The sequence below is a fragment of the Variovorax sp. Varisp46 genome (assembly GCF_059491885.1).
Genome location: NZ_CP168515.1, coordinates 3,328,136 through 3,348,649, shown reverse-complemented (window position 1 = coordinate 3,348,649; position 20,514 = coordinate 3,328,136). Strand labels below are relative to the sequence as shown.

Genomic DNA, 20,514 nt, shown 5'->3' with positions numbered 1-20,514 from the left:
CAGAAAATAATGAGCCCATCGTCCCAAAAATCAGGACTATAAGAAAAGGACCCGACATGAGCCAGGTGATGTTCGATCTCGACGTGCTGCGCACCTTCTCCACCGGCATCGCGCTCGGCAGCTATGCGCGCGCGGCCGACAGGCTGGGCCGTTCGACCTCGGCGGTGAGCGCGCAGCTGAAGAAGCTGGAGTCGCAGGCCGGCACCGTGCTGTTCCGCAAGGCCGGCCGCGGGTTGGAGCTCACCGATGCAGGCGAGACGCTGCTGACCTATGCCCACCGCATGCTCGAACTGAATGAAGAAGCCGGCGCCGCCATGCGCGGCACCGACCTGCAGGGCTGGGTGCGCCTGGGCCTGCAGGAAGACTTCGGCGAGACGCTGCTGCCCGCCGTGCTTGGCCGCTTCGCGCGCGCACATCCCAAGGTGCGCATCGAGGCCTGCGTGGCGCGCAGCGGCGAACTGCGCGAGCGGCTCGAACTCGGCCAGCTCGACCTGGCACTGGCGTGGGACGCGGGCGACCAGCCCCTGTCGCCCTACGCCGAACGCGTCGCCCGCCTGCCGCTGTTGTGGATCGGCCCGAAGACGCCCGATAGGGTCGAAGCACCCTGGTGGACGGAGCGCGAGAGCCGCGGCGCCGGTACGCGCCAGGCCAGGAGCAAGGAGCCGCTGCCGCTGATCATGCTCGACGCCCCGTGCCCGTTGCGCGAGATCGTGATCACCGCGCTCGACCGCGCCGGCGTGCCGTGGCGCCGGGCTTTCGGCAGTGCCAGCCTCGCGGCGCTGTGGGCCGCCGCATCGGCCGGACTGGGTCTTACGGTGCGCACGCCTTTCGGGCTGCCCTCGCACGTACGCGCCATCGATCGCGCGACGCTGTCCCTGCCGGCGCTGCCGCAGATATCGCTCGTGCTCTATCGTGCGCAGGCCCACTCCGAGGCCCCGGCGAGCCGGCTGGCCACGCTGTTGCTGGAGGCTGTGCGCCAGCATGTGCAGCTCGAGTAGAAAAACGGCCGCGCGAAGGCCGCACTAAAATCCGAACCCCGCAGCCGGGCGTCCCGGCCGGCTGCGGGTTGTGCTTTTCCGGGACCATGTAGAGGAACACCATGTACAAAAACCTCGTTGGCCGCGCCGTTCTGGCGTGCGCTGCCGCCTGTTTTTTCTTTTCTCCCGCCTTTTCGCAGACGCAGTCGCCCAAAGCGCCGCTGAAGATCGGCTTCGTCTACGTCACGCCCGTCACCGATGCCGGCTGGGTGCGCCAGCACGAGGAAGGCCGCAAGGCCGTCGATGCGGCGCTGGGCGGCAAGGTCCAGACCACCTACGTCGAGAACGTGGCTGAAGGCGCCGACGCCGAGCGCGTGATCCGCGACCTCGCGCAGCAGGGCAACGCGCTCATCTTCACGCCGAGCTTCGGCTACATGGAGCCGACGCTGAAGGTGGCGAAGGACTTCCCCGAGGTGAAGTTCGAATCGATCACCGGCTACAAGACCGCGCCCAACGTCGCGACCGCCAATGCGCGCTACTACGAGGGCCGCTACCTCGCGGGCATCGCGGCCGGCCGCATGACGAAGACCAACATCGCCGGCTACGTCGCGGGTTTCCCGATTCCCGAGGTGTTGCAGGGCATCAACGCCTTCGCGCTCGGCATGCGCTCGGTGAATCCGGCTGCGAAGGTCCACGTGGTGTGGCTCAACGAGTGGTTCGATCCGCCGAAGGAGCGCGACGCCGCGATGGCGCTGTTCGACCGGAACGCCGACGTGGTGGCCTTCCACACCGGCTCCACCGCCGTGATGGCCGCGGCGCAGGAGCGCGGCAGGATGGCCGTTGCCTATCACTCCGACATGCGCAAGATCGCGCCCGACGCGCAGATCGTCGCGGTCACGCACCAGTGGGGCGGCTACTACACGCAGCGCGCGAAGGCCGTGCTCGAAGGCAGTTGGAAGAGCGGCAACCTCTGGGGCGGCGTGAGGGAAGGAATGATCCGCGTCGGCGACTTCGGCACCAAGGTGCCCAAGGCCGTGCAGGACGAGGTGCTGGCGCGGCAGAAGGACATCGCGGCCGGCAAGCTGCAGCCGTTTCGTGCGGTGCCCGCCGACGTGCGCGACAACGAGGGCCACGTCGTGATCGCCAAGGGCGCGCAGCTCAATGACGAGCAGATCCTGAAGATGAACTGGCTGGTCGAAGGTGTGCAGGGGCGGGTGGCCCGTTAACGGGCTTGCGGGCCGACGGCGTTGCCCGTGGCGATGGAGCTTCGGCGCAACAGGGTCTTGATGCGCTGGCGAAGCGGCGCAGGTGTCACCGCTGACGTCATTTGTCAGTAGAACGCGGATCTTCAGCCCAGCCGCTCGACCACAAAGTCCACGAAGGTCCGCAGCTTGGCACTCGGCCGCGCTTCCGGCAGCCGCATGATGTGCACCTGCCGCGTGGGCAGTTCCCATCCGGGCAACAGCCGCACCACCTGGCCCGAGGCGATGGCGGGCCCGAGCAGCGCGTCGGCCTGCACGATCACGCCTACGCCGGCCATGGCTGCGGCCAGCAGGGCCTGGCCGTTGTTGGTGGTGAGCGGGCCGCGCACGGGCACATGCACCGTCTTGCCCTTGCGCGTGAAGCGCCATGCATGGTCCGGTCCCCAGGTCGCGAAGCCCAGCAGCGGGAAGGCCTCCAGGTCGGATGGGTGCTTGGGTTGCCCGTGGCGTGCGACCCATTCGGGGCTGGCCACCGCGTACATGCGCGACAGCGCCAGCGGCCTTGCAATGAGCCGTTCGTCGACCGCGGCGCCCGAGCGGATGCCGCAGTCGAAGCCTTCCTCCGCGAGATCCACCACGCGGTCGTTGAGGCTCAGCTCCACCTTCACCTGCGGATAGGCGGCGATGTACTCGCCGATCACGGGCGTGAGCCGGTGCGCGCCATATGCCACCGGCGCGGTCACGCGCAGCACGCCCTGCGGCATGGCGCGCAGCGACTCGGCCACGCCGTCGGCGATGTGCACGCTGGAGAGCACGTCGCGGCAGCGCTCGAGATAGGCGGCGCCGATTTCCGTGAGCGAATGGCGGCGCGTGGTGCGCTCCAGCAGGCGCGCGCCGAGCTCTTCTTCGAGCGCGCGGATGTGCTTGCCGACCATCACGGCCGACAGGTCGAGCGCCTCCGCGGCCGCAGCGAAGCTGCCCGCATCCACCGTGGCGACGAAGACTTCCATGGCGCGCAGCTTGTCCATATTGAAAACCTGAAGTTTCGAATGACCGAACCGGACGGCAATTTATCAAATTGATGGTTCGCAAAACAATGGCCGCCTGTTCATTCAATCCGGCGAGGTTTTCATGAGAGTTCTGGTTGTGGGCGCGACAGGCGCCATCGGCAGTGCGGTGGCGCAGGCATTGGCCGAGCGCCACCACGAGGTGATTCGCGCAGGCCGCACGCGGGGCGATCACCAGGTCGACATCACGAGCGACGCGAGCGTCGAGGCGCTGTATGCGGCGGTCGGTCGGGTCGATGCCATCGTGTCGGCGGCGGGCGGGCTGTTCTTCGGGCCGCTGAACGAGATGCGGCCGGCCGACTTCAACGTCGGCCTGCAGGACAAGCTGCTCGGCCAGGTGCGGCTCGCGCTGCTGGGCCAGCATGTGCTGACCGACGGCGGCTCGATCACGCTGACCACGGGCATCGTGGCGGACGAGCCGATCCGCCACGGCGCGAATGCCACGGCGGTCAACTCGGCGGTCGAAGGCTTCGTGCGCGGCGCTGCCATCGAACTGCCGCGCGGCATCCGCATCAACGTGGTGAGCCCGACGGTGCTGGCCGAGTCGCTGCCGCTGTACGGGTCGTTCTTTCCGGGTTTCGAGTCGGTGTCGGCGGCGAAGGCTGCGCAGGCCTACATCCGCAGTGTCGAAGGGCCGCAGACGGGACGCGTATATCGCGTGTGGCAATGACGCGGGCGCGCGCACTGCTGCTCGGGGCGTTGCTCGCGTACGTCGCGGCGACGGCCTCGGCCGCCCCGCCCGCCGTACAGGCCCTGCCCGACGACTGGTATCCGGAAAGCGTCGCCATCGGCCCCGACGGTACGTTCTACGTCGGCAGCTGGCGCGAGGGCGCGGTCGCGCGGCTGAAGCCGGGCGTCGCCCCGAAGGCCGAAGTGCTGGTGAAGCCCGGCGCCAACGGGCTTGCGAACGGGCAGGGCGTGCTGGTCGATGCGAAGCACCGGGCGCTGTGGATCTGCTCGGGCAACAGTGGCTTCACCACCGTGCCGCAGACGCCGAGCGCGCTCAAGCGCTACGACCTGGCCACCGGCGCACCGCGTGCCAGCTATGCGATGCCCGACAACGGCTACTGCAACGACCTCGCCCAGGACGCGCGCGGCAACCTCTACGTGACCGACTCCTTTCACCCGCGCGTGCTGAAGCTCGCGCCGGGCGCCGCCGCGCTCGCGGTCTGGAAGGAAGACCCGGCGCTGGCCGGTCCGGGGCCCTACAAGGGGCTGAATGGCATCGCCATCGACGGCGGGCGCGATGTCTACGTGAGTCTCGTGGCCGCGGCGTCCTACGTGCTGCGCATCGGCCTGGGCGCCGACGGCAATGCGGGAGAGGTCACGCGCATCGAAGCTCCGCGCGTGCTGAAGAACGTCGACGCGATCCGCGCCTGGAAGCCGGGCCGGCTCGTGCTGTTCGAAAGCAATGCCTTCGGCGAGGGTCCCTATGGCGGCCAGGTCACCGTGGCGCGCGTCGACGGTGCAAGGCTCGGCCTGCAGACGGTGGTGGCGGGGCTCAACGACCCGTCGTCCGGTGCGGTGTGGGGCAACCGCGTCTATTTCATCGAGTCGAAGTATTCGCTGCTGACCAAGCGCAAGGACGGCGATGGGCCTGTGCCGACCGGCGTGCCCTTCGACATCCAGTCGCGTGCACTGCCAGCGCGCTGAGTGCATTCCGCATATAGCACTCATACGCGCGTGGAAATCGTGGGCCGGCGGGGCTGGATTACCCTCCCTACCCACGATGAAAAAAGCCTACCGCGCCTCCCTCCTGCGATTCGATGCCGCCGGCCAGCCCGTTTTCGATGAAGACGGGCTGCTGGTCGTCGCCCCCGACAGCACCGGCCGCCAGCGCGTGCTCGATGCCGGCAGCCATGCCGCCGTCGCGCCGCGCCATCCCGATGCGCACACGACCCACCTGCCCGGGCGCATCCTCGCGCCGGGGTTCGTGGACATGCACATCCACTTCCCGCAAACCGACATCATCGGTTCGCCCTCGCCGGGGTTGCTGCCCTGGCTCGAGAACTACACCTTCCCGGCCGAAAGCAAATTCGCCGACCCTGCGCATTCGAACGAAGTGGCCGACGTGTTCTTCGACGAACTGCTGCGCAACGGCGTCACCACCTCGCTGACCTTCGCGACCTCGCACGTGGCCTCGGTCGACGCCTTCTTCGAAGGCGCCCAGCGCCGCGGCCTGCGCATGATCACCGGCAAGGTGCTGCAGGACCGCAACTCGCCCGACGGCGTGCGCGACGAAACGGAGCAGAGCCTGATCGATACCGAGGCACTGATCCGCAAGTGGCACAACGTCGACCGCCTGGGCTATGCCATCACGCCGCGCTTCGCGCCCGCGAGCACCGAAGCCCAGTTGCGCGGCGCGGGCGAACTGGCCGCGAAGTACGCCGACACCTGGATTCAGTCGCACGTGGCGGAGAACCGCGACGAAGTGAAATGGGTGCGCGAGCTGTATCCGAAGGCGCGTTCCTACCTCGACGTGTACGCCGGCTTCGGCCTGATGCGCGAGCGCGCCGTGTACGCGCACTGCATCTACCTCGACGAGGCCGACCGCGAGCTGCTGCGCGAGACGAAGACGGCCGCGGCCGTGAGCCCGACCAGCAACCTGTTCCTCGGCAGCGGCTTCTTCGACTTCGGCGCGGCCGACCGCGTGGGCTACCCGTACGGGCTGGCCAGCGACGTGGGCGGCGGCACCAGCTTCAGCCCCTTCCACACCATGATGGCGGCCTACTACGTCGGCCGTGAAGGCCAGACCAAGGCCGGCCTGAGCATCGCGCCCTCGGAACTCTGGTGGCGCCATACCGGCGGCGCGGCGCGCGCGCTGGGACTCGACGGCGTGGTCGGCAACCTGCAGCCGGGCTGCGAAGCCGACTTCCTGGTGCTCAATCCGGCGGCCACGCCGCTGCTGGCGCGCAAGACGAAGCTGGCGAACACGCTGGAAGAAATGCTCTTCGCGATGATCGTGCTGGGCGACGACCGGTTGGTCGAGCGCACGGTGATTTCGCAGGCTGGCTGAGGCCTGAGAGGGCGAACCCGCCCATGCCACAATCGCCGACCCAGCGAGCGCGGCGAAACCTTTTCCAGGAACACCGCGGAACCGGCTTTGCCGGGCCGCTGGTGTTGCCCCTTGAGGGGTTGGCGTAGCGACACGAAGTGCGCGAAGACTGGGGTGTTTTCAATGTCTATTAAGAGCGACAAATGGATCCGGCGCATGGCCGAGCAGAACGGCATGATCGAGCCCTTCGAGCCCGGCCAGGTGCGCGAGGCCGCAGGCCACAAGATCATCAGCTACGGCACCTCGAGCTATGGCTACGACATCCGGTGCGCGCCTGAATTCAAGGTCTTCACCAACATCCACAGCACCGTGGTAGACCCGAAGAACTTCGACGAGAAGAGCTTCGTCGACATGCACGGCGACTACTGCATCATCCCGCCCAACAGCTTCGCGCTGGCGCGCACGGTCGAGTACTTCCGCATCCCGCGCAACGTGCTGACCATCTGCCTGGGCAAAAGCACGTACGCGCGCTGCGGGATCATCGTCAACGTCACGCCGTTCGAGCCCGAATGGGAAGGCTACGTGACGCTCGAATTCAGCAACACCACGCCGCTGCCCGCCAAGATCTACGCGGGCGAGGGCTGCGCGCAGGTGCTGTTCTTCGAGAGCGACGAGGTCTGCGAGACCAGCTACAAGGACCGTGGCGGCAAGTACCAGGGCCAGCGCGGCGTCACTCTGCCAAAAACCTGACGTATTGCCGGCCGGCCGCTGACGGCCGGTTACCCTGGGGGGCGCCGGGACAAGTACCATCCTGCGAACGCCGGCAAATCCTCCTGCAATGGCCGGCAAGGAGACTGCGATGAGATGGGAAGGCAACGAACAATCGGACAACGTCGAAGACCGCCGCGGTGAAGGTGGCGGCGGTGGGGGCGGCTTCATCGGCGGGCGCAGCATCGGCATCGGGACCATCGCGGTCGCGCTGATCGCGGGCTGGGTCTTCGGCATCAACCCGCTCACGGTACTGAGCCTGCTCAGCGGCGGTGGCGGTCCGGCCCAGGTGCAGCAACAACAGCAGGGACCCGCGCCCAAGCCGCCGTCCGGCGACCGCGAAGCGGCGTTCGTCTCGACGGTGCTCAAGAACACCGAGGTCGTGTGGACGGCCGTATTCAGGCAGAACGGCGGCACCTACCACGCACCGCGCCTCGTGCTGTTCCGCGATGCCACGCCCACGGCCTGCGGCACGGGGCAGTCGGCGATGGGGCCGTTCTACTGCCCGGGCGACCAGAAGGTCTACATCGACCTCGGCTTCTACGACACGCTGAAGAACCAGCTCGGCGCGCCGGGCGAGTTCGCGCAGGCGTACGTCATTGCGCACGAGGTCGGCCATCACGTGCAGGACGAACTCGGCATCACCGCCAAGGTCGACGGCATGCGCGGCCGACTCAGCCAGACGCAGAACAACGCGATGAGCGTGCGCGTCGAGCTGCAGGCCGACTGCTTCGCGGGCGTGTGGGCCCACCATTCGCAGGAGTCGAAGAAATGGCTCGACCCGGGCGACATCGAGGCCGCGATGAATGCTGCGCAGAAGATCGGCGACGACGCTTTGCAGCGTTCCGCGGGCCGTGCGGTGGTGCCCGACAGCTTCACCCACGGATCGAGCGCGCAGCGCCAACGGTGGTTCGGCTCGGGCTATCAAAGCGGCGACATCAAGACCTGCGACACTTTCAATGCACGCAGCCTTTGAGTTGCATGTCCCCGAATACCCCGTCGATGCTGGCTGGATTGCTATTGAATAAATAGCAACTCCATGGGCGCGGGCGTTGTCATGCCGAAGTCACTGCCGTTTTTTGCGGCAATGCGACAATAGCGGGCTCAATGACAAGCTCCTTCTCCAATTTGATGCTGGCGGAACCGCTGGCGCGCGCCGTGGCCGAAATGGGCTACGAGACCATGACACCGATCCAGGAGCAGGCCATTCCGGTCGTGCTCTCGGGCCAGGATGTGATGGGCGCCGCCCAGACAGGCACCGGCAAGACGGCGGCGTTTTCGCTCCCGCTGCTGCAGCGCATGCTCAAGCATGAAAATGCCTCGACCTCTCCGGCGCGGCACCCGGTCCGGGCCCTCGTGCTGCTGCCCACGCGCGAACTGGCGGACCAGGTCGCGCAACAGGTCAAGCTGTACGCCAAGTACACCAACCTGCGCAGCACGGTCGTGTTCGGCGGCATCGACATGAAGCCGCAGACGCTGGAACTGAAGAAGGGCATCGAAGTGCTGGTGGCCACGCCGGGCCGGCTGCTCGATCACATCGAAGCCAAGAACGCGGTGCTCAACCAGGTCGAATACGTCGTGCTCGACGAAGCCGACCGCATGCTCGACATCGGCTTCCTGCCCGACCTGCAGCGCATCCTGAGCTACCTGCCCAAGCAGCGCACCACGCTGCTGTTCTCGGCGACGTTCTCGCCTGAGATCAAGCGCCTCGCCAGCAGCTACCTGCAGAACCCCGTCACCATCGAAGTGGCTCGGCCGAACGAAACGGCTTCCACCGTCGAGCAGCATTTCTACAGCGTGGGCGACGACGACAAGCGCCGTGCGCTCAAGCAGATCGTGAAGCAGCGCGGCATCACGCAGGCCTTCGTGTTCGTCAACAGCAAGCTCGGCTGCGCGCGCCTCGCACGCTCGCTGGAGCGCGATGGCCTGCGCACCACCGCACTGCACGGCGACAAGAGCCAGGACGAACGCCTGAAGGCCCTCGCCGCGTTCAAGGCCGGCGAAGTCGATCTGCTGGTGTGCACCGACGTCGCGGCGCGCGGCCTCGACATCAAGGACGTGCCGGCGGTCTTCAACTTCGATGTGCCGTTCAACGCCGAAGACTATGTGCACCGCATCGGCCGCACCGGCCGCGCCGGCGCTTCGGGCCTCGCCGTGAGCTTTGCCAGCGGTGGCAACGATGCGCGCCTGGTGGCCGACATCGAGAAACTGATCAAGAAGAAGATCGAACTCGAGCCGGTCGAATTCGAGGAAGACCGCCCGCGCGGCCGCATCAACGACGGACGCCGCCACTGGCGCGAAGAAGGCGAAGCCGGCGATGCACGAGATGTGCTCGACCAGCCGCGCGAACGCCGCGAAGCCGAAGCCCGCCGCGGCGGTGGACGCCCGCACCGCGCGCCGTCGGCGCCGCGCGATCCGTTCTTCGACAAGCCCTACGAGCCCGGCGAGCCGGACGCCACGCCCGCCTGGGAAGCTGCCGCCAAGGCAGCCACGCCCGCGCGCGGCATCTCCAGCAACATCAAGTCCAAGCGCAAGGTCGCGGCGCTGTTCAAGAGCGCCGAGCCGAGCTAGCTGGCCTGGCTGCGCAACGGCGTCAGCCGCCGCAGCTCAGCGCCATCCGCGGTGCCAGCCGTATTGCGGGTGGCGCCAGCCCCAGCCGTAGCGCGGGTGGTAGGCCCATGTGAACCCGACGCCGGGCGACACGTACGTCGGAGCGACGTAGGCCACGCCCGGAGGCGCCGCATAGACGGGTTGAGCCGGCGCAACCACGCAGCCGGTCAGGGTGGCTGCCAGCGCGGCAGCGGACAGGGCAAGAACAGGAAATCTCATGGCAAAGCTCCTGGGACGAGTTGTTGTCGATATGAATCTCCAACGCCTTGCCGCTTAGCCGGATGACGGCCTTTACCCTGGCGACACAGTGTCACCGGCGTGTCGAAATCCTTTCAAAATGCTTTCTTTCGCGGGTCAGATCACGTTGAAGTGATGCGAGCCATCGCGTCCCAGCTGTGCGACCAGGCCGTACTCCCAATCGAGGTAGGCCTGCATCGCTTCGGCGGAGGCGTCAGTGCCCTCATAGGGGCGGCGATAGCGGTCGGTGCGTGCGGTCGCGAGGCGCGTCTCGCCGGTCTCCGCTTCGAGGCCTGCTGCGAACCAGGCCGCGTTGCCACCCTCCAACACACGCACCTCGACGTCGCCCTCGCCGCGCGCGTCGAGCAGGGCGCGCAGGTCGGCTGCGGCATAGCGGGCGAGCAGGCTGCTGCCGCAGGTCAGCACGTAGCGCTGGGCGGGTGGAATGACGGCGTCGAGCGCCTGCGCGAGTTGTGCGCGGATCGCGTACCAGGCGCCCGGAATGTGGCGCTTCACGTAGTTCGCGCTGGTGGTCACGTCGATCACCGCCGTGCCGGTTTGCTGCTGCAGCAACACCGCGAGTTCCTTCGGTGCGATCTCGCCCACGGCAGCGGCGACAGCTGGATAGGCGCTCGCCGGTGCCGCTGTTTCGGTGAACGCCGCAGCCGTCGGCACCACTTCCAGCACGTAGGCCTCCCACCCCATCTGCGCGAGCCATGAGGCGCTCATCGAAGCGCGCACGCCATCGTCGTCCGCCAGCACGATGCGCGCGCCGCGCACTGGCACCTGGTGATCCGTTTCCTGCACCAGTTGTCCGCCGGGTGCGCTGGCAAAGCCGGGCAGGTGGCCCGCCGCATATTCCTCAGGCGTGCGCACGTCGAAGCGGTACACGGTGCGTCCGGGCGCTTCGAGCGTTTGCAGGGCGTCGAGTGCAATGCGGCGCACACCGGCCAGATCGGCCACGCGCCTTGCATCGGCCTGCGCCTGCGCGCGATGCGCCGGCGACACCGCAACGGGCGCCTGCCGGTTCGCGCCATGGTCCAGCACCTGTCCCGCGAGCTTCCATCCGATCGTGCCATTGCGAAGCGCCGCCACCGGGTTCGGAATGCCCGCATTCACCAGCGACTGCGTGCCGATGATGCTGCGCGTGCGCCCCGCGCAATTCACGATCACCTGCGTGGCCGGATCGGGTGCCAGCTCGCGCACGCGCAGCACCAGCTCCGCGCCCGGCACGCTGGTGGCCGAGGGAATGCTCATCGTCCGGTATTCGTCGAAGCGGCGCGCGTCGAGCACCACCACGTTGGCCTTCGCATCGACCAGCGCTTTCACCTCGGGCGCAGAGAGCGAGGGCGTGTGCCGCTCGTGCTCGACCAGCTCGCCGAATGACTTGCTCGGCACGTTCACGTCGCGATACAGCTCGCCGCCCGCCTTGCGCCAGCCTTCGAGGCCGCCTTCGAGCAGGTGCACGTTCGTGTAGCCCAGCGCGGCCAGCGTGTTCGCGGCCGGCGGGGCAAGGTCGGCGCCGCCGTGCTCGCCGTACAGCACGATCAGCGTGTCGAGCCGCGGAATGCGCCGCCAGGCCTCTATCTCGACGCGCGAGAGCGGCAGGTTCGCAGCCCACAGCGGGTGTTCCTGTGCGAACGGATCTTCCTCGCGCACGTCGAGCAGGGCGGTTTCTTCGCGTGCGATGAGCCGCGCGCGCACGGCGGCGAAGGGAAGGGTGGGAAAGGAGGCAGTCGTCATGCGGTTGTCGAAGAAGATCCGAGTTCGGCGCAGCGGTCCCACAGGTTGGGCAGCAGCGCATTGGAGTATCCGGAGACGAAGGGCTTGCGGCCGCCCTGCGCCGGGTAAGTATGCCGCCGCACGGCGCCGATGTTCGCGCCGTAGACGTGGATGCTGATCGATACGCGGTCCGCATGCGCGTTGTGAACGCGGTGCAGGTCGCCGACGGTGGGCGACACGGCTTCCACGTCACCGGCATCGAGCCGCACCGCTTCGCCTTGCGGCTGCGCACGGCCCTGCGCGTCGAGCACATGGCCCTGGCTGTACTCCGCGCCGCGCAGCATGCCGATCAGTCCCCACACCGTGTGGTCGTGCACCGGCGTGGCCTGCCCTGGTCCCCACACGAAACTCACGACCGAGAAGCGCTCGGTGCTGTCCGCGTGCAGCAGGAATTGCTGGTAGCGCAGCGGGTCAGGTTGTGCAAAGGCCTCGGGCAGCCAGTCGTCGCGCGCCACCAGCGTGCGCAGCAGCGCGCCGCCTTCCGAAAGAATGCGGGGCTCGTCGGGCGTGCTGTCGAGCAGCCGGCCGAAGGCACCGACGAATTCGCGCAGCGGCGCGATCACGCCGTGCGCTTCCAGACGCTGGTGTCCGTGATCGCGCGAACGTCGACGCGCACCGGCAGGATGCCGTCGCGCGCCGAGCGGTCGGCCACAGCCTGCAGCGCGACGATGTCCGCCTCGCTCACCGGCCGGCCCGCCACGGACGCCCGCGCCGTGATGATGCGAGCGGACTCGATCGGAAGCCGCGTGAGCTGGCTGTAGGCCTGCGCGTAGGCCTCGGGGTTGGCCAGCGCCCAGTCGCCCGCGCGGGCCAGCCGGTCCAGAAACTGCACGATGGCCGCGCGCCGGGCGGGGTCTGCCAGCGAATGTTCGCTCGCGGTGATGAAGCCCAGGGCGGTATTGATGCCGCGCCCGTCGCGCAGGATGCGCCCGCCCTGCTGCAAGGCGATCGTGTAGTACGGATCGAAGATGGCCCACGCATCGATCTGCTTCGACGCGAAGGCGGATGCCGCATCGGTCGGCAGCACGAACTTCACCGTCACCTCGCTGCGCGGCACGCCGGCTTCTTCGAGCGCACCGTACAGCTGGTACTGCGAGATGCTGCCGCGCGCCGAGGAGACGATCACCGTCTTGCCGCGCAAGTCGGCCACGCTGCGCAGCGGCGAATCAGGCTGCACCACGATGCCCAGCGAGTCGGCCTTGCCGACGCGCGTGGCGACGATCTTCAGCGGCGTCTTTCCGACGGCCGCGGCCAGCACGGGCAGGTCGCCGGCCATGGCCGTGTCGACCGCCGCGCTGCGCTGCGCCTCGAACAGCGGCGCCGCGCCCTGGAAGTTGGCCCAGCGGTAGGCGAAGGGTGCGCCTTCGAGCGTGCGCGAGGCCTCGAACAGCGAGCGCAGGCCGCCGGCCTGGTCGCCGAGCACCAGCGTGGTCTGTGGTTGTGCGAGGGCGCGCAGCGAACCGGCTGCAGCCAATGAGAGGGCGGCGCCTTGCTTGAACCAATCGCGGCGCGAAGCTTTCGGGAAGGGCAGGGACGTCATGCGGCGACTCCCGGCGACAGCAGCGCACGCTTGCCCGCCGCGACCAGGATTGCGTCGTTCTGCGGCGTGTGGATGCGGCTGCACAGCACGTCGCGGTAGTGCCGCTCCAGCGGGTTCTGCCGCGTGAGGCCGTGGTTGCCGCTGAGCTGCAGGGCCAGTTCGACCGCGCGGACCGCGTTGCCCGTCACCGTGTACTTGAGCAGGCCGCTGTCGGCGGCCGGCGGTGGATGGCCATGATCGACAGCGGCGGCCGCGTCGTCGAGCAGCAGGCGGTTGGTTCGCAGCAGCGCCTCGATTTCGCCCACGTGCTCCTGCACGCGCGGCAGGCTCGCCAGCGGCGCGCCGAGGCTGCCGGGCGCGCGCTGGTTCAGGAAGCCCACCAGCCAGTCGCGCGCGGCTGTCGCTACCGCGTCGTAGAGGCTGCCGAGCAGCACCGTCATCCATGCCTGTTGCGTGGCATGGGCGTCGATGTCGGTCTGGCTGCCCGCGTCAGGCGCCCAGTCGGCCGGCGCGCGCAGGTCTGCTGCATGGTCGAGGCCGATGGCGACGTTCTCGAACACCACCTCGTGGCTGCCCGAGGCGCGCAGGCCCAGGTGGTCCCAGCTGGGAATCACGCGCACGCCGGGTGCTTCGCGCGGCACCAGGAACACGCCGGTGCGCGGCGTGGCCTCGTCGGTGCGGGCCCACACCGCGAGCCAGCTCAGGCCCTCGATGCCTGTCGTATAGAGCTTGTGGCCATCGATTTTCCAGCCGCTGCCCTCGCGCCGCGCGACCGTGGCCGGCAAGCCGCCGCGGGCGGGCGAACCCAGTACGGGCTCAACCCGCAGCGCATTGATCAGCGCGCCGTGCGCCACCGCATCGCGCGCCACGCGTTCGCGCAGCTGCGGCGGCCAACGGCTGTCGGTGCGCGTCAGCGCGTGGTGCTGCAGATAGGTCATCGTGAGGATCAGCGCCGTGGCTGGCTCGCCGCGCGCCACGGCCGCGATCACCCGCCGTGCCGTTGCCAGCGTGGCGCCGCCGCCGCCGTGTTCGGCGGGGGCGACGAGCCCGATGAGCCCTTGCGCCTGCAGCGCCGCGAAGTTCTCGCGTGGAAAGGCGCCACTGCGATCATGGTCGGCTGCGGTGGCGGCGAACTGCGCCGACAGCCGCGCCAGGACCGCGGCATCGACGGTGGCGGGTGGGGGAGGCGATGGTTCTTCAGGCGTGGCCGGCGCGCGGCGCAAGGGGAGTGCACTCATGGTGCCCAGACGTTAGCGGGCCGCCTGCCGCCGGGAAACGACGCATCCCGCATATGCAAACTCGTTTTTCTGCGTTCGCTTCCGCTGCCCGCCTGGTTACGGTTCGGTGGATGAAAACAGACTTCCTTTTCGACCGGCGCCGCCTGCTGCAAGCCGCCGCCGCGTGGGGCACGGCTGCAACCGCCGGAGCAGCGGGCCTGGCCCAGGCTGCGTCGCCGTCGCGCGACCTGTCGGGCGTCACGCTGCGCGTGGGCACCTACAAGGGCCTCTGGCGGCCGCTGCTCACCGCTTCGGGCCAGGCCGACACGCCCTACAAGATCGATTGGCGCGAGCTCAACAACGGCGTGCTGCACATCGAGGCCATCAACGGCGATGCACTCGACCTGGGCTCGGGCAGCGAGATTCCGCCGGTGTTCGCGGCGCGGCAGAAGTCCAGCGTGAAGCTGGTGGCCGTGACGCACGAAGACCTGAACAACCAGGCCACGCTGGCGCGCAAGGATGCACCCATCCGCAGCATCGCCGACTTCAAGGGCAAGCGCGTAGGCTACGTGCGCGCCACCACTTCGCACTACTACCTCGCCAGGCAACTGGCCGAAGCGGGCCTGTCGTTCAGCGACATCCAGGCCGTGAGTCTCACGCCGTCGGACGGCCTCTCGGCCTTCGCGCGCGGTGACCTCGATGCCTGGGCCATCTATGGCTACAACGGCCAGTTGGCACGCACGCAGTACGGCGCGCGGGTCATCAAGACCGGCGTGGGGTATCTCTCGGGCAACTTCCCCATCTACGCCAATCCGCGCGCGCTCGACGATGCATTGCACCGTGCCGCGCTGGGCGACCTGCTGCAGCGACTGCAACGCTCGTTCGCGTGGATCAACGGCAACTTCCTGGCCTACGCCCGCGCGCAGTCGGCCGAAACGCGCGTGCCCGTGGGCGACATCGTCGAGCTCTTCAACCGCCGCAGCGGTGAGTACAGCCTCGGCCCCGTCAGCGATGCGGTCGTGCGCAGCCACCAGGACGTGGCCGACACCTTCCTGAAGATCGGCGTGCTCGACGGTCCGGCCGACGTCAAACCGCTGTGGGACCGCAGCTTCGAGAGCGTGCTGCGCCTGCCCGCCGCCTGACATCCACTTTCCATTCACGAGGACAAGAACCATGAGCCAGCAACACCAGGACGGCGTCGAGTTCATCGGCATGATCCAGGGCCAGAAGGTCTCGGAGATCCACGCCGCCAAGGGACCGTCGCTCGACCGCGACTACGTGCGCGCCTTCGCGCAGGCCCACGAGAAGGCCGGCTTCGACCGCGTGCTCGTGCCGCACCACTCGACCAGCCCCGACGCCACGCTCACGGTGGCTTACGCCGCCTCGGTCACCGAACGCATCCACTTCATGCTCGCGCACCGCCCCGGCTTCGTCGCGCCCACGCTGGCCGCGCGGCAGTTTGCCTCGCTCGACCAGTTCAGCGGTGGCCGGCTTGGCGTGCACTACATCTCGGGCGGCTCCGACGAGGAACAGCGCCGCGACGGCGACTGGCTCGATCACGACCAGCGCTACGCCCGCACCGACGAATACCTCGAGGTGCTGCACAAGGTATGGACGGCCGACAAGCCCTTCGATCACGAGGGCGCGCACTACCGCTTCCAGAACGCCTTCTCCGAAGTCAAGCCGGTGCAGACGCGCAGCGGCAAGCCGCATGTGCCGGTGTATTTCGGCGGGGCTTCCGAGGCCGCGATTCCGGTCGCGGGCAAGTACGCCGACGTGTACGCGCTGTGGGGCGAGTCGCTCGACCAGGCGCGCGAGCTCACCACGCGCGTGCGCGCCGAGGCGGCGAAGCATGGGCGCGGCGTGCGCTTCTCGGTGTCGTTCCGTCCGATCCTGGCGCAGACCGAAGAGGCCGCGTGGGCGCGCGCGGAGAACATCCTCGCGGAGACCAAGCGCCTGCGCGTGGTGCAGGGCTACAACCGAGGCGGTCCGCAGCAGAGCGAAGGCGCGAAGCGCCTGCTGGCCGCGGCCGAGAAAGGCTCGCGGCTCGACAAGCGGCTATGGACCGCAGTGGCACAGGAGATCGGCGGCCGCTCGAACAGCACCGCGCTGGTCGGCACGCCGGAGCAGGTGGCTGATGCGCTGCTCGACTACTACGACCTGGGCGTGACGACCTTCCTGATCCGCGGCTTCGATCCGCTGGAGGACGCGCTGGACTATGGGCGCGAGCTGATTCCGCGCACGCGGGAGTTGGTGGCGCAGCGCTTGGCTTCCGCCCGCAAGGCCGCCTGACCCTTCTTTCTCTCTCCCCCTCTGGGGGAGGGAGCAAAACCGAATACCAAGGAATCTCCCCATGAGTGCCGTTCTTTCCATCGACCGCCACGCGTCGCTGAAGCTCAACCCGAACCCGCAGCAGAAATACTGGTTCGACCCCATCCCTGCGCGCCCCACCGTCCAGGCCGAGCGCCGCCATCGGCAGGAGCGCCTGGCTGGCGCCTTCCGCCTGTTCGCGCGCTTCGGCTTTGCGCAGGGCCTGGCCGGCCACATCACCGCGCGCGACCCCGAGCTGAGCGACCACTTCTGGGTCAACCCGCTCGGCGTTCATTTCTCGCGCATCAAGGTGTCCGACCTGCTGCTCGTCAATTCGAAGGGCGAGACCGTCATTGGCGACAGGCCGCTCAACAAGGCCGCCTTTGCCATCCACGCCGCGATCCACGAGCACAACCCGAAGATCGTTGCGGCTGCCCACACGCATTCGACCTACGGCAAGGCCTGGTCCACGCTGGGCCGCAAGCTCGACACCCTCACGCAGGACAGCTGCGTGTTCCACGATGACGTGGCGCTGTTCGACGATTTCACCGGCATGGTGGTCGACACCAGCGAGGGCGACCGCATCGCCCAGGCGCTGGGCGACCGCAAGGGGGCCATCCTCAGGAACCACGGCATCCTGACGGCCGGGCCTACGGTGGAAGCCGCTGCGTGGTGGTACATCGCGCTCGACAACGCCTGCCACACGCAACTGCTCGCCGAAGCCGCCGGCAAGCCGCAGCCCATCGACGAAGAAACCGCGCGCCACACGCACAGCCAGATCGGCGGACCCGACGGTGCGATCCATTCCTTCGACAGCCTTTACGAAGGCCTGCTCGAAGCCGAGCCCGAACTCCTGCTGTGACGACGGGCAATGCCATGAACTTCAGCACATCCATTGTCCGCGGTTCCCGCCGCCGGTTTCTCGTCCAGGGGGCATCGATTGCCGCCGCTGTCGCTCTGCCGGGAGCGGTTGCCGCACAGGGTCGTCCGGTGCTCAAGGCCGGCGACCAGAAGGGCGGCCTGCGCGCGCTGCTCGAAGCGGCGGGCGGGCTCGAAGGCCTCGGTTACGACATCCAGTGGTCGGAGTTCCCGGCCGCGGCGCCGTTGGCCGAAGCACTCAATGCCGCTGCGGTCGATTCGGGCCCCATCGGCGACGCGCCGCTGATCTTCGCGCTGGCGGCGGGCACGCGCGTCAAGGCCATAGGCGCGAACCGCTCCGACTCCTACGGCACGGCCGTGCTGGTGCGGCCCGACTCACCGCTGAAGACCGCCGCCGACCTCAAGGGCAAGAGCATCGCGACGAACCGCGGCTCCATCGGCCACTACGTCACGCTGAAGGCCATCACCTCGGCCGGCCTCAAGCCCGAGGACGTGAACATCCGGTTCCTCGCGCCCGCCGACGCCAAGCTCGCACTGACGCAGGGCTCGGTCGACGCCTGGGCCACGTGGGAGCCGTACACCGCATTGGCCGAGGTCAGCCATCATGCGCGCGTGCTCGTCAGCGGGCGCGGCCTGCTGCCGGGGCTCAGCTATCTCGCGGCCACCGACAGCGCCATCGCGTCGAAGCGGCCCGTGCTGCAGGACTTTCTGCAGCGCGTGGTGAAGGCGCAGCTCTGGTCGTACCGCAACGTCGACGCCTACTCGGCCGCGCTGGCGCGCATCATCGGCATTCCGCCCGAGGCGGCGAAGCTGCAGTTCGAACGCCGCCAGCAGAAGTGGGTGGCCATCGACGCGCAGGTCATCGCCGACCAGCAGGGCACGGCGGACTTTTACTGGCAGGTCGGGCTTATCAAGCAGCCGCTCGACGTGAAGGGTACCTTCGATACGGGGTTCGGTGCGGCTGGGTAGCAATTCGTGCAGCTGTTCAGGGCGCGGTCACGCCGACGGGGTACCTTGCTCCGCGAATGTCCCCCGGCCTGCGGCCTCCTCCTTTATTTCGCTGCGGGGAGCACCCGGTGGCCTGTGCACGCACCCCGGAAAAAACCGAGATGAAACCGTAGCTGAGTCCAAGACTCGCATAGATACGTCCCCAAGGCGCAGGGCGGTGATGGCTAGAGTCGTCGAATGACTACCGACACTCTTTACGCCATTCCCCCCGCGCCCGTTCATTCGCTGCCCATCCAGGGCGAACGCGCGCGCTTCCCGGTCAACCGCATCTTCTGCGTGGGCCGCAACTACTCCGAGCACGCCCGCGAGATGGGCCACAACCCCGACCGCGAACCGCCGTTCTTTTTCATGAAGCCGGCCAGCGCCATCGTGGCCGACGGCGGCGAGTTCGCCTATCCGCCGCTGTCCAACGACGTGCACCACGAGATCGAACTCGTGGTCGCGCTCAAGACCGGCGGGTCGAACATCGCCGCCTCGGCCGCACTCGGCCATGTATATGGCTACGCCGTCGGCCTCGACATGACCCGCCGCGACCTGCAGGGCGAGGCCAAGAAAATGGGCCGCCCCTGGGACACCGGCAAGGCCTTCGACGGCTCCGCGCCCTGCGGCGAACTCGTGCCCGTGGCCAAGGCCGGTCACCCCGCGACGGGCGAGATCCGCCTCGAAGTGAACGGCACGCAACGCCAGGTCGGCGACCTTGCCGACATGATCTGGAACGTGCCCGACACCATCGCCTACCTGTCGACACTGTTCACGCTGCAGCCCGGAGACCTGATCTTCACGGGCACCCCGGCCGGCGTCGCCGCCGTGCAGCGGGGCGACCGCATGCGCGGCACGGTGGCGGGCGTGGGCGCGCTGGAAGTCGCGGTCGTCTGAGCTTGAGGACGGCCCGCGCATCGAGCCGGGCCGGCCTTCCGGGCCGCGAGTTGGCGTACCCTCGCGGGCAGACGCCTGCCGACCCGCCCGTTCTCCGATGCGCACCTCTCCTCCCCCCACGTCCGTCCGCACCTACGGCATGCACGAGCGTGCCGACCACCTCGACTTCGACATCCGCTTCCAGGGTGCGCGCAACGAGCTCACGCTGCCGCACCGGCACGCGTACTTCCAGATCCAGATCGGCATCGAGGGCAGCTCGCAGCAGGCCATCGGCGGCGAGGTGCGCCCCTTCGGCCCGCGCCACCTGAGCTTCGTGCTGCCGTACCGGGTGCACGTGATTCCGCATCCGCCCGATGCGCTGTACTGCATCGTCAACTTCGACCAGCGCTTCCTGTGGCCCGAACTCGAGGTCGACGCGCTCGACCTCGACGACGTGTCGCTCGCGCGCTACCCCGATCTCGCGCCCTTCCTGTTCCAGGAGTACGTCGACTTCGCCTTCGACGAGGCCGACTTCGCCCGCGTGCGCGGCTGGCTCGACGAGCTGCACGCGCTGAACGCGGGCCGCAGCTTCGGTGCCAAGATCGCGATGCGTGGCATCGTGCAGCAGATCATCGCCCTGGCCTGCATGCGGCAGGAGCAGGCGCTGATGCGCCTTTCGCTGCAGCACAACGGGAAAACCTCGCAGCGGGACGCGTTGCAACGCGTGGTGCGCTACGTGCGCGACAACCTCGACAAGCCACTGTCGCTGACCGATGCCGCGGCCGCTGCGTTTCTCTCGCCCAACTACCTCGCCAACCTGCTGCGCAAGGAAACCGATCGCACATTCACCGACCTGGTTACCGAGCGGCGCATCGAGCGGGCGAAAGAATTGCTGTCCTCCACCTCGCTGCTGGTGCGGGAGATTGCGCACCAGTGCGGGTTTACCGACGAGGCGTATTTCAACCGGCGCTTTCGTCAGTGGGTGGGGAGTACGCCGCGCAACTTTCGGCGGGAGCATGTGGTGAGCAAGCGAGGGTGATTCGCACCGAGGACGTGCCTATGTGCAA

20 protein-coding genes are annotated in these 20,514 nt (G+C 68.3%); 14 read left to right on the top strand and 6 right to left on the bottom strand.

The features are described from left to right. Positions 1 to 56 precede the first annotated feature (56 nt). Complete coding sequence (locus ACEN9N_RS15775) at positions 57 to 998, top strand: LysR substrate-binding domain-containing protein (protein WP_007832790.1); 942 nt, start codon at positions 57 to 59, stop codon at positions 996 to 998. Between the two features lie 101 nt (positions 999 to 1,099). Then, positions 1,100 to 2,203, top strand: a complete 1,104-nt coding sequence (locus ACEN9N_RS15770) for a BMP family ABC transporter substrate-binding protein (protein ID WP_495653955.1) — start codon at positions 1,100 to 1,102, stop codon at positions 2,201 to 2,203. A 122-nt stretch (positions 2,204 to 2,325) separates the two neighbouring features. Here ACEN9N_RS15770 and ACEN9N_RS15765 read toward each other — a convergent pair whose 3' ends face one another. Continuing rightward, on the bottom strand, positions 2,326 to 3,207 hold the full coding sequence (locus tag ACEN9N_RS15765) for a LysR substrate-binding domain-containing protein (RefSeq protein ID WP_495653954.1): 882 nt from the start codon (positions 3,205 to 3,207) through the stop codon (positions 2,326 to 2,328). A 103-nt stretch (positions 3,208 to 3,310) separates the two neighbouring features. Between ACEN9N_RS15765 and ACEN9N_RS15760 the strand changes: the two genes are divergently transcribed. From ACEN9N_RS15760 to ACEN9N_RS15735, 6 genes are all read left to right on the top strand, one after another. After that, the gene (locus ACEN9N_RS15760; protein WP_413314601.1) at positions 3,311 to 3,916 is read left to right on the top strand and encodes a short chain dehydrogenase; all 606 of its coding nucleotides are present in this window, start codon (positions 3,311 to 3,313) and stop codon (positions 3,914 to 3,916) included. Then, positions 3,913 to 4,899 carry a hypothetical protein gene (locus ACEN9N_RS15755; RefSeq protein WP_495653953.1) on the top strand — a complete coding sequence of 329 codons (987 nt, stop codon included), beginning with the start codon at positions 3,913 to 3,915 and terminating at the stop codon, positions 4,897 to 4,899. Before ACEN9N_RS15760 ends, ACEN9N_RS15755 begins: the two co-directional genes overlap by 4 nt. Before the next feature lie 76 nt (positions 4,900 to 4,975). Continuing rightward, entirely contained in the window at positions 4,976 to 6,262 is a 1,287-nt protein-coding gene (guaD, locus tag ACEN9N_RS15750; RefSeq protein ID WP_495653952.1) for a guanine deaminase, read from the top strand. 162 nt (positions 6,263 to 6,424) lie between these two features. Beyond that, a complete protein-coding gene (dcd, locus tag ACEN9N_RS15745) occupies positions 6,425 to 6,991 on the top strand; it encodes a dCTP deaminase (RefSeq protein ID WP_015866656.1) in 567 nt (188 codons plus the stop codon). Between the two features lie 109 nt (positions 6,992 to 7,100). Beyond that, positions 7,101 to 7,985, top strand: a complete 885-nt coding sequence (gene ypfJ, locus ACEN9N_RS15740; RefSeq protein ID WP_478180003.1) for a KPN_02809 family neutral zinc metallopeptidase — start codon at positions 7,101 to 7,103, stop codon at positions 7,983 to 7,985. A 131-nt stretch (positions 7,986 to 8,116) separates the two neighbouring features. Then, entirely contained in the window at positions 8,117 to 9,580 is a 1,464-nt protein-coding gene (locus tag ACEN9N_RS15735; RefSeq protein WP_495653951.1) for a DEAD/DEAH box helicase, read from the top strand. A gap of 36 nt (positions 9,581 to 9,616) precedes the next feature. Here the strand turns inward: ACEN9N_RS15735 and ACEN9N_RS15730 are convergent, their stop codons facing one another. The 5 genes from ACEN9N_RS15730 to ACEN9N_RS15710 all read right to left on the bottom strand — a co-directional run bounded on the left by ACEN9N_RS15730 (position 9,617) and on the right by ACEN9N_RS15710 (position 14,416). Beyond that, positions 9,617 to 9,838, bottom strand: a complete 222-nt coding sequence (locus tag ACEN9N_RS15730; protein ID WP_007837319.1) for a hypothetical protein — start codon at positions 9,836 to 9,838, stop codon at positions 9,617 to 9,619. Positions 9,839 to 9,973: 135 nt separating this feature from the next. Further along, positions 9,974 to 11,599 (bottom strand): rhodanese-related sulfurtransferase, encoded by a 1,626-nt coding sequence (locus tag ACEN9N_RS15725; protein ID WP_495653950.1) that lies wholly within the window; start codon positions 11,597 to 11,599, stop codon positions 9,974 to 9,976. Next, a complete protein-coding gene (locus ACEN9N_RS15720; RefSeq protein WP_495653949.1) occupies positions 11,596 to 12,201 on the bottom strand; it encodes a cysteine dioxygenase family protein in 606 nt (201 codons plus the stop codon). The genes ACEN9N_RS15725 and ACEN9N_RS15720 overlap by 4 nt, the downstream gene beginning before the upstream one ends. Further along, a complete protein-coding gene (locus ACEN9N_RS15715) occupies positions 12,198 to 13,178 on the bottom strand; it encodes an ABC transporter substrate-binding protein (protein WP_413314594.1) in 981 nt (326 codons plus the stop codon). Before ACEN9N_RS15715 ends, ACEN9N_RS15720 begins: the two co-directional genes overlap by 4 nt. Further along, positions 13,175 to 14,416 (bottom strand): acyl-CoA dehydrogenase family protein, encoded by a 1,242-nt coding sequence (locus tag ACEN9N_RS15710; protein ID WP_495653948.1) that lies wholly within the window; start codon positions 14,414 to 14,416, stop codon positions 13,175 to 13,177. The genes ACEN9N_RS15715 and ACEN9N_RS15710 overlap by 4 nt, the downstream gene beginning before the upstream one ends. 110 nt (positions 14,417 to 14,526) lie before the next feature. Between ACEN9N_RS15710 and ACEN9N_RS15705 the strand changes: the two genes are divergently transcribed. From ACEN9N_RS15705 to ACEN9N_RS15680, 6 genes are all read left to right on the top strand, one after another. Beyond that, positions 14,527 to 15,537, top strand: a complete 1,011-nt coding sequence (locus ACEN9N_RS15705; RefSeq protein WP_495653947.1) for an ABC transporter substrate-binding protein — start codon at positions 14,527 to 14,529, stop codon at positions 15,535 to 15,537. 31 nt (positions 15,538 to 15,568) lie between these two features. Next, positions 15,569 to 16,687: an LLM class flavin-dependent oxidoreductase gene (locus tag ACEN9N_RS15700; RefSeq protein WP_495653946.1), complete on the top strand. Its 1,119-nt coding sequence runs from the start codon at positions 15,569 to 15,571 to the stop codon at positions 16,685 to 16,687. A gap of 61 nt (positions 16,688 to 16,748) precedes the next feature. Further along, positions 16,749 to 17,567: a class II aldolase/adducin family protein gene (locus ACEN9N_RS15695; protein WP_007837307.1), complete on the top strand. Its 819-nt coding sequence runs from the start codon at positions 16,749 to 16,751 to the stop codon at positions 17,565 to 17,567. A gap of 14 nt (positions 17,568 to 17,581) precedes the next feature. Further along, positions 17,582 to 18,553 carry an ABC transporter substrate-binding protein gene (locus ACEN9N_RS15690; RefSeq protein WP_495653945.1) on the top strand — a complete coding sequence of 324 codons (972 nt, stop codon included), beginning with the start codon at positions 17,582 to 17,584 and terminating at the stop codon, positions 18,551 to 18,553. A 216-nt stretch (positions 18,554 to 18,769) separates the two neighbouring features. Continuing rightward, positions 18,770 to 19,468: a fumarylacetoacetate hydrolase family protein gene (locus ACEN9N_RS15685; RefSeq protein ID WP_495653944.1), complete on the top strand. Its 699-nt coding sequence runs from the start codon at positions 18,770 to 18,772 to the stop codon at positions 19,466 to 19,468. Positions 19,469 to 19,565: 97 nt separating this feature from the next. After that, positions 19,566 to 20,486, top strand: coding sequence for a helix-turn-helix transcriptional regulator (locus tag ACEN9N_RS15680; protein ID WP_007837300.1), 921 nt, complete (start codon positions 19,566 to 19,568; stop codon positions 20,484 to 20,486). The last annotated feature ends 28 nt before the right edge of the window (positions 20,487 to 20,514 follow it).

Bases quoted from the DNA above. Each gene is read 5' to 3' on its own strand.
- ACEN9N_RS15775 (WP_007832790.1), top strand. From the start codon at position 57: ATGAGCCAGGTGATGTTCGATCTCGACGTGCTGCGCACCTTCTCCACC.
- ACEN9N_RS15770 (WP_495653955.1), top strand. From the start codon at position 1,100: ATGTACAAAAACCTCGTTGGCCGCGCCGTTCTGGCGTGCGCTGCCGCC.
- ACEN9N_RS15765 (WP_495653954.1), bottom strand. From the start codon at position 3,207: ATGGACAAGCTGCGCGCCATGGAAGTCTTCGTCGCCACGGTGGATGCG.
- ACEN9N_RS15760 (WP_413314601.1), top strand. From the start codon at position 3,311: ATGAGAGTTCTGGTTGTGGGCGCGACAGGCGCCATCGGCAGTGCGGTG.
- ACEN9N_RS15755 (WP_495653953.1), top strand. From the start codon at position 3,913: ATGACGCGGGCGCGCGCACTGCTGCTCGGGGCGTTGCTCGCGTACGTC.
- guaD (WP_495653952.1), top strand. From the start codon at position 4,976: ATGAAAAAAGCCTACCGCGCCTCCCTCCTGCGATTCGATGCCGCCGGC.
- dcd (WP_015866656.1), top strand. From the start codon at position 6,425: ATGTCTATTAAGAGCGACAAATGGATCCGGCGCATGGCCGAGCAGAAC.
- ypfJ (WP_478180003.1), top strand. From the start codon at position 7,101: ATGAGATGGGAAGGCAACGAACAATCGGACAACGTCGAAGACCGCCGC.
- ACEN9N_RS15735 (WP_495653951.1), top strand. From the start codon at position 8,117: ATGACAAGCTCCTTCTCCAATTTGATGCTGGCGGAACCGCTGGCGCGC.
- ACEN9N_RS15730 (WP_007837319.1), bottom strand. From the start codon at position 9,838: ATGAGATTTCCTGTTCTTGCCCTGTCCGCTGCCGCGCTGGCAGCCACC.
- ACEN9N_RS15725 (WP_495653950.1), bottom strand. From the start codon at position 11,599: ATGACGACTGCCTCCTTTCCCACCCTTCCCTTCGCCGCCGTGCGCGCG.
- ACEN9N_RS15715 (WP_413314594.1), bottom strand. From the start codon at position 13,178: ATGACGTCCCTGCCCTTCCCGAAAGCTTCGCGCCGCGATTGGTTCAAG.
- ACEN9N_RS15710 (WP_495653948.1), bottom strand. From the start codon at position 14,416: ATGAGTGCACTCCCCTTGCGCCGCGCGCCGGCCACGCCTGAAGAACCA.
- ACEN9N_RS15705 (WP_495653947.1), top strand. From the start codon at position 14,527: ATGAAAACAGACTTCCTTTTCGACCGGCGCCGCCTGCTGCAAGCCGCC.
- ACEN9N_RS15700 (WP_495653946.1), top strand. From the start codon at position 15,569: ATGAGCCAGCAACACCAGGACGGCGTCGAGTTCATCGGCATGATCCAG.
- ACEN9N_RS15695 (WP_007837307.1), top strand. From the start codon at position 16,749: ATGAGTGCCGTTCTTTCCATCGACCGCCACGCGTCGCTGAAGCTCAAC.
- ACEN9N_RS15690 (WP_495653945.1), top strand. From the start codon at position 17,582: ATGAACTTCAGCACATCCATTGTCCGCGGTTCCCGCCGCCGGTTTCTC.
- ACEN9N_RS15685 (WP_495653944.1), top strand. From the start codon at position 18,770: ATGACTACCGACACTCTTTACGCCATTCCCCCCGCGCCCGTTCATTCG.
- ACEN9N_RS15680 (WP_007837300.1), top strand. From the start codon at position 19,566: ATGCGCACCTCTCCTCCCCCCACGTCCGTCCGCACCTACGGCATGCAC.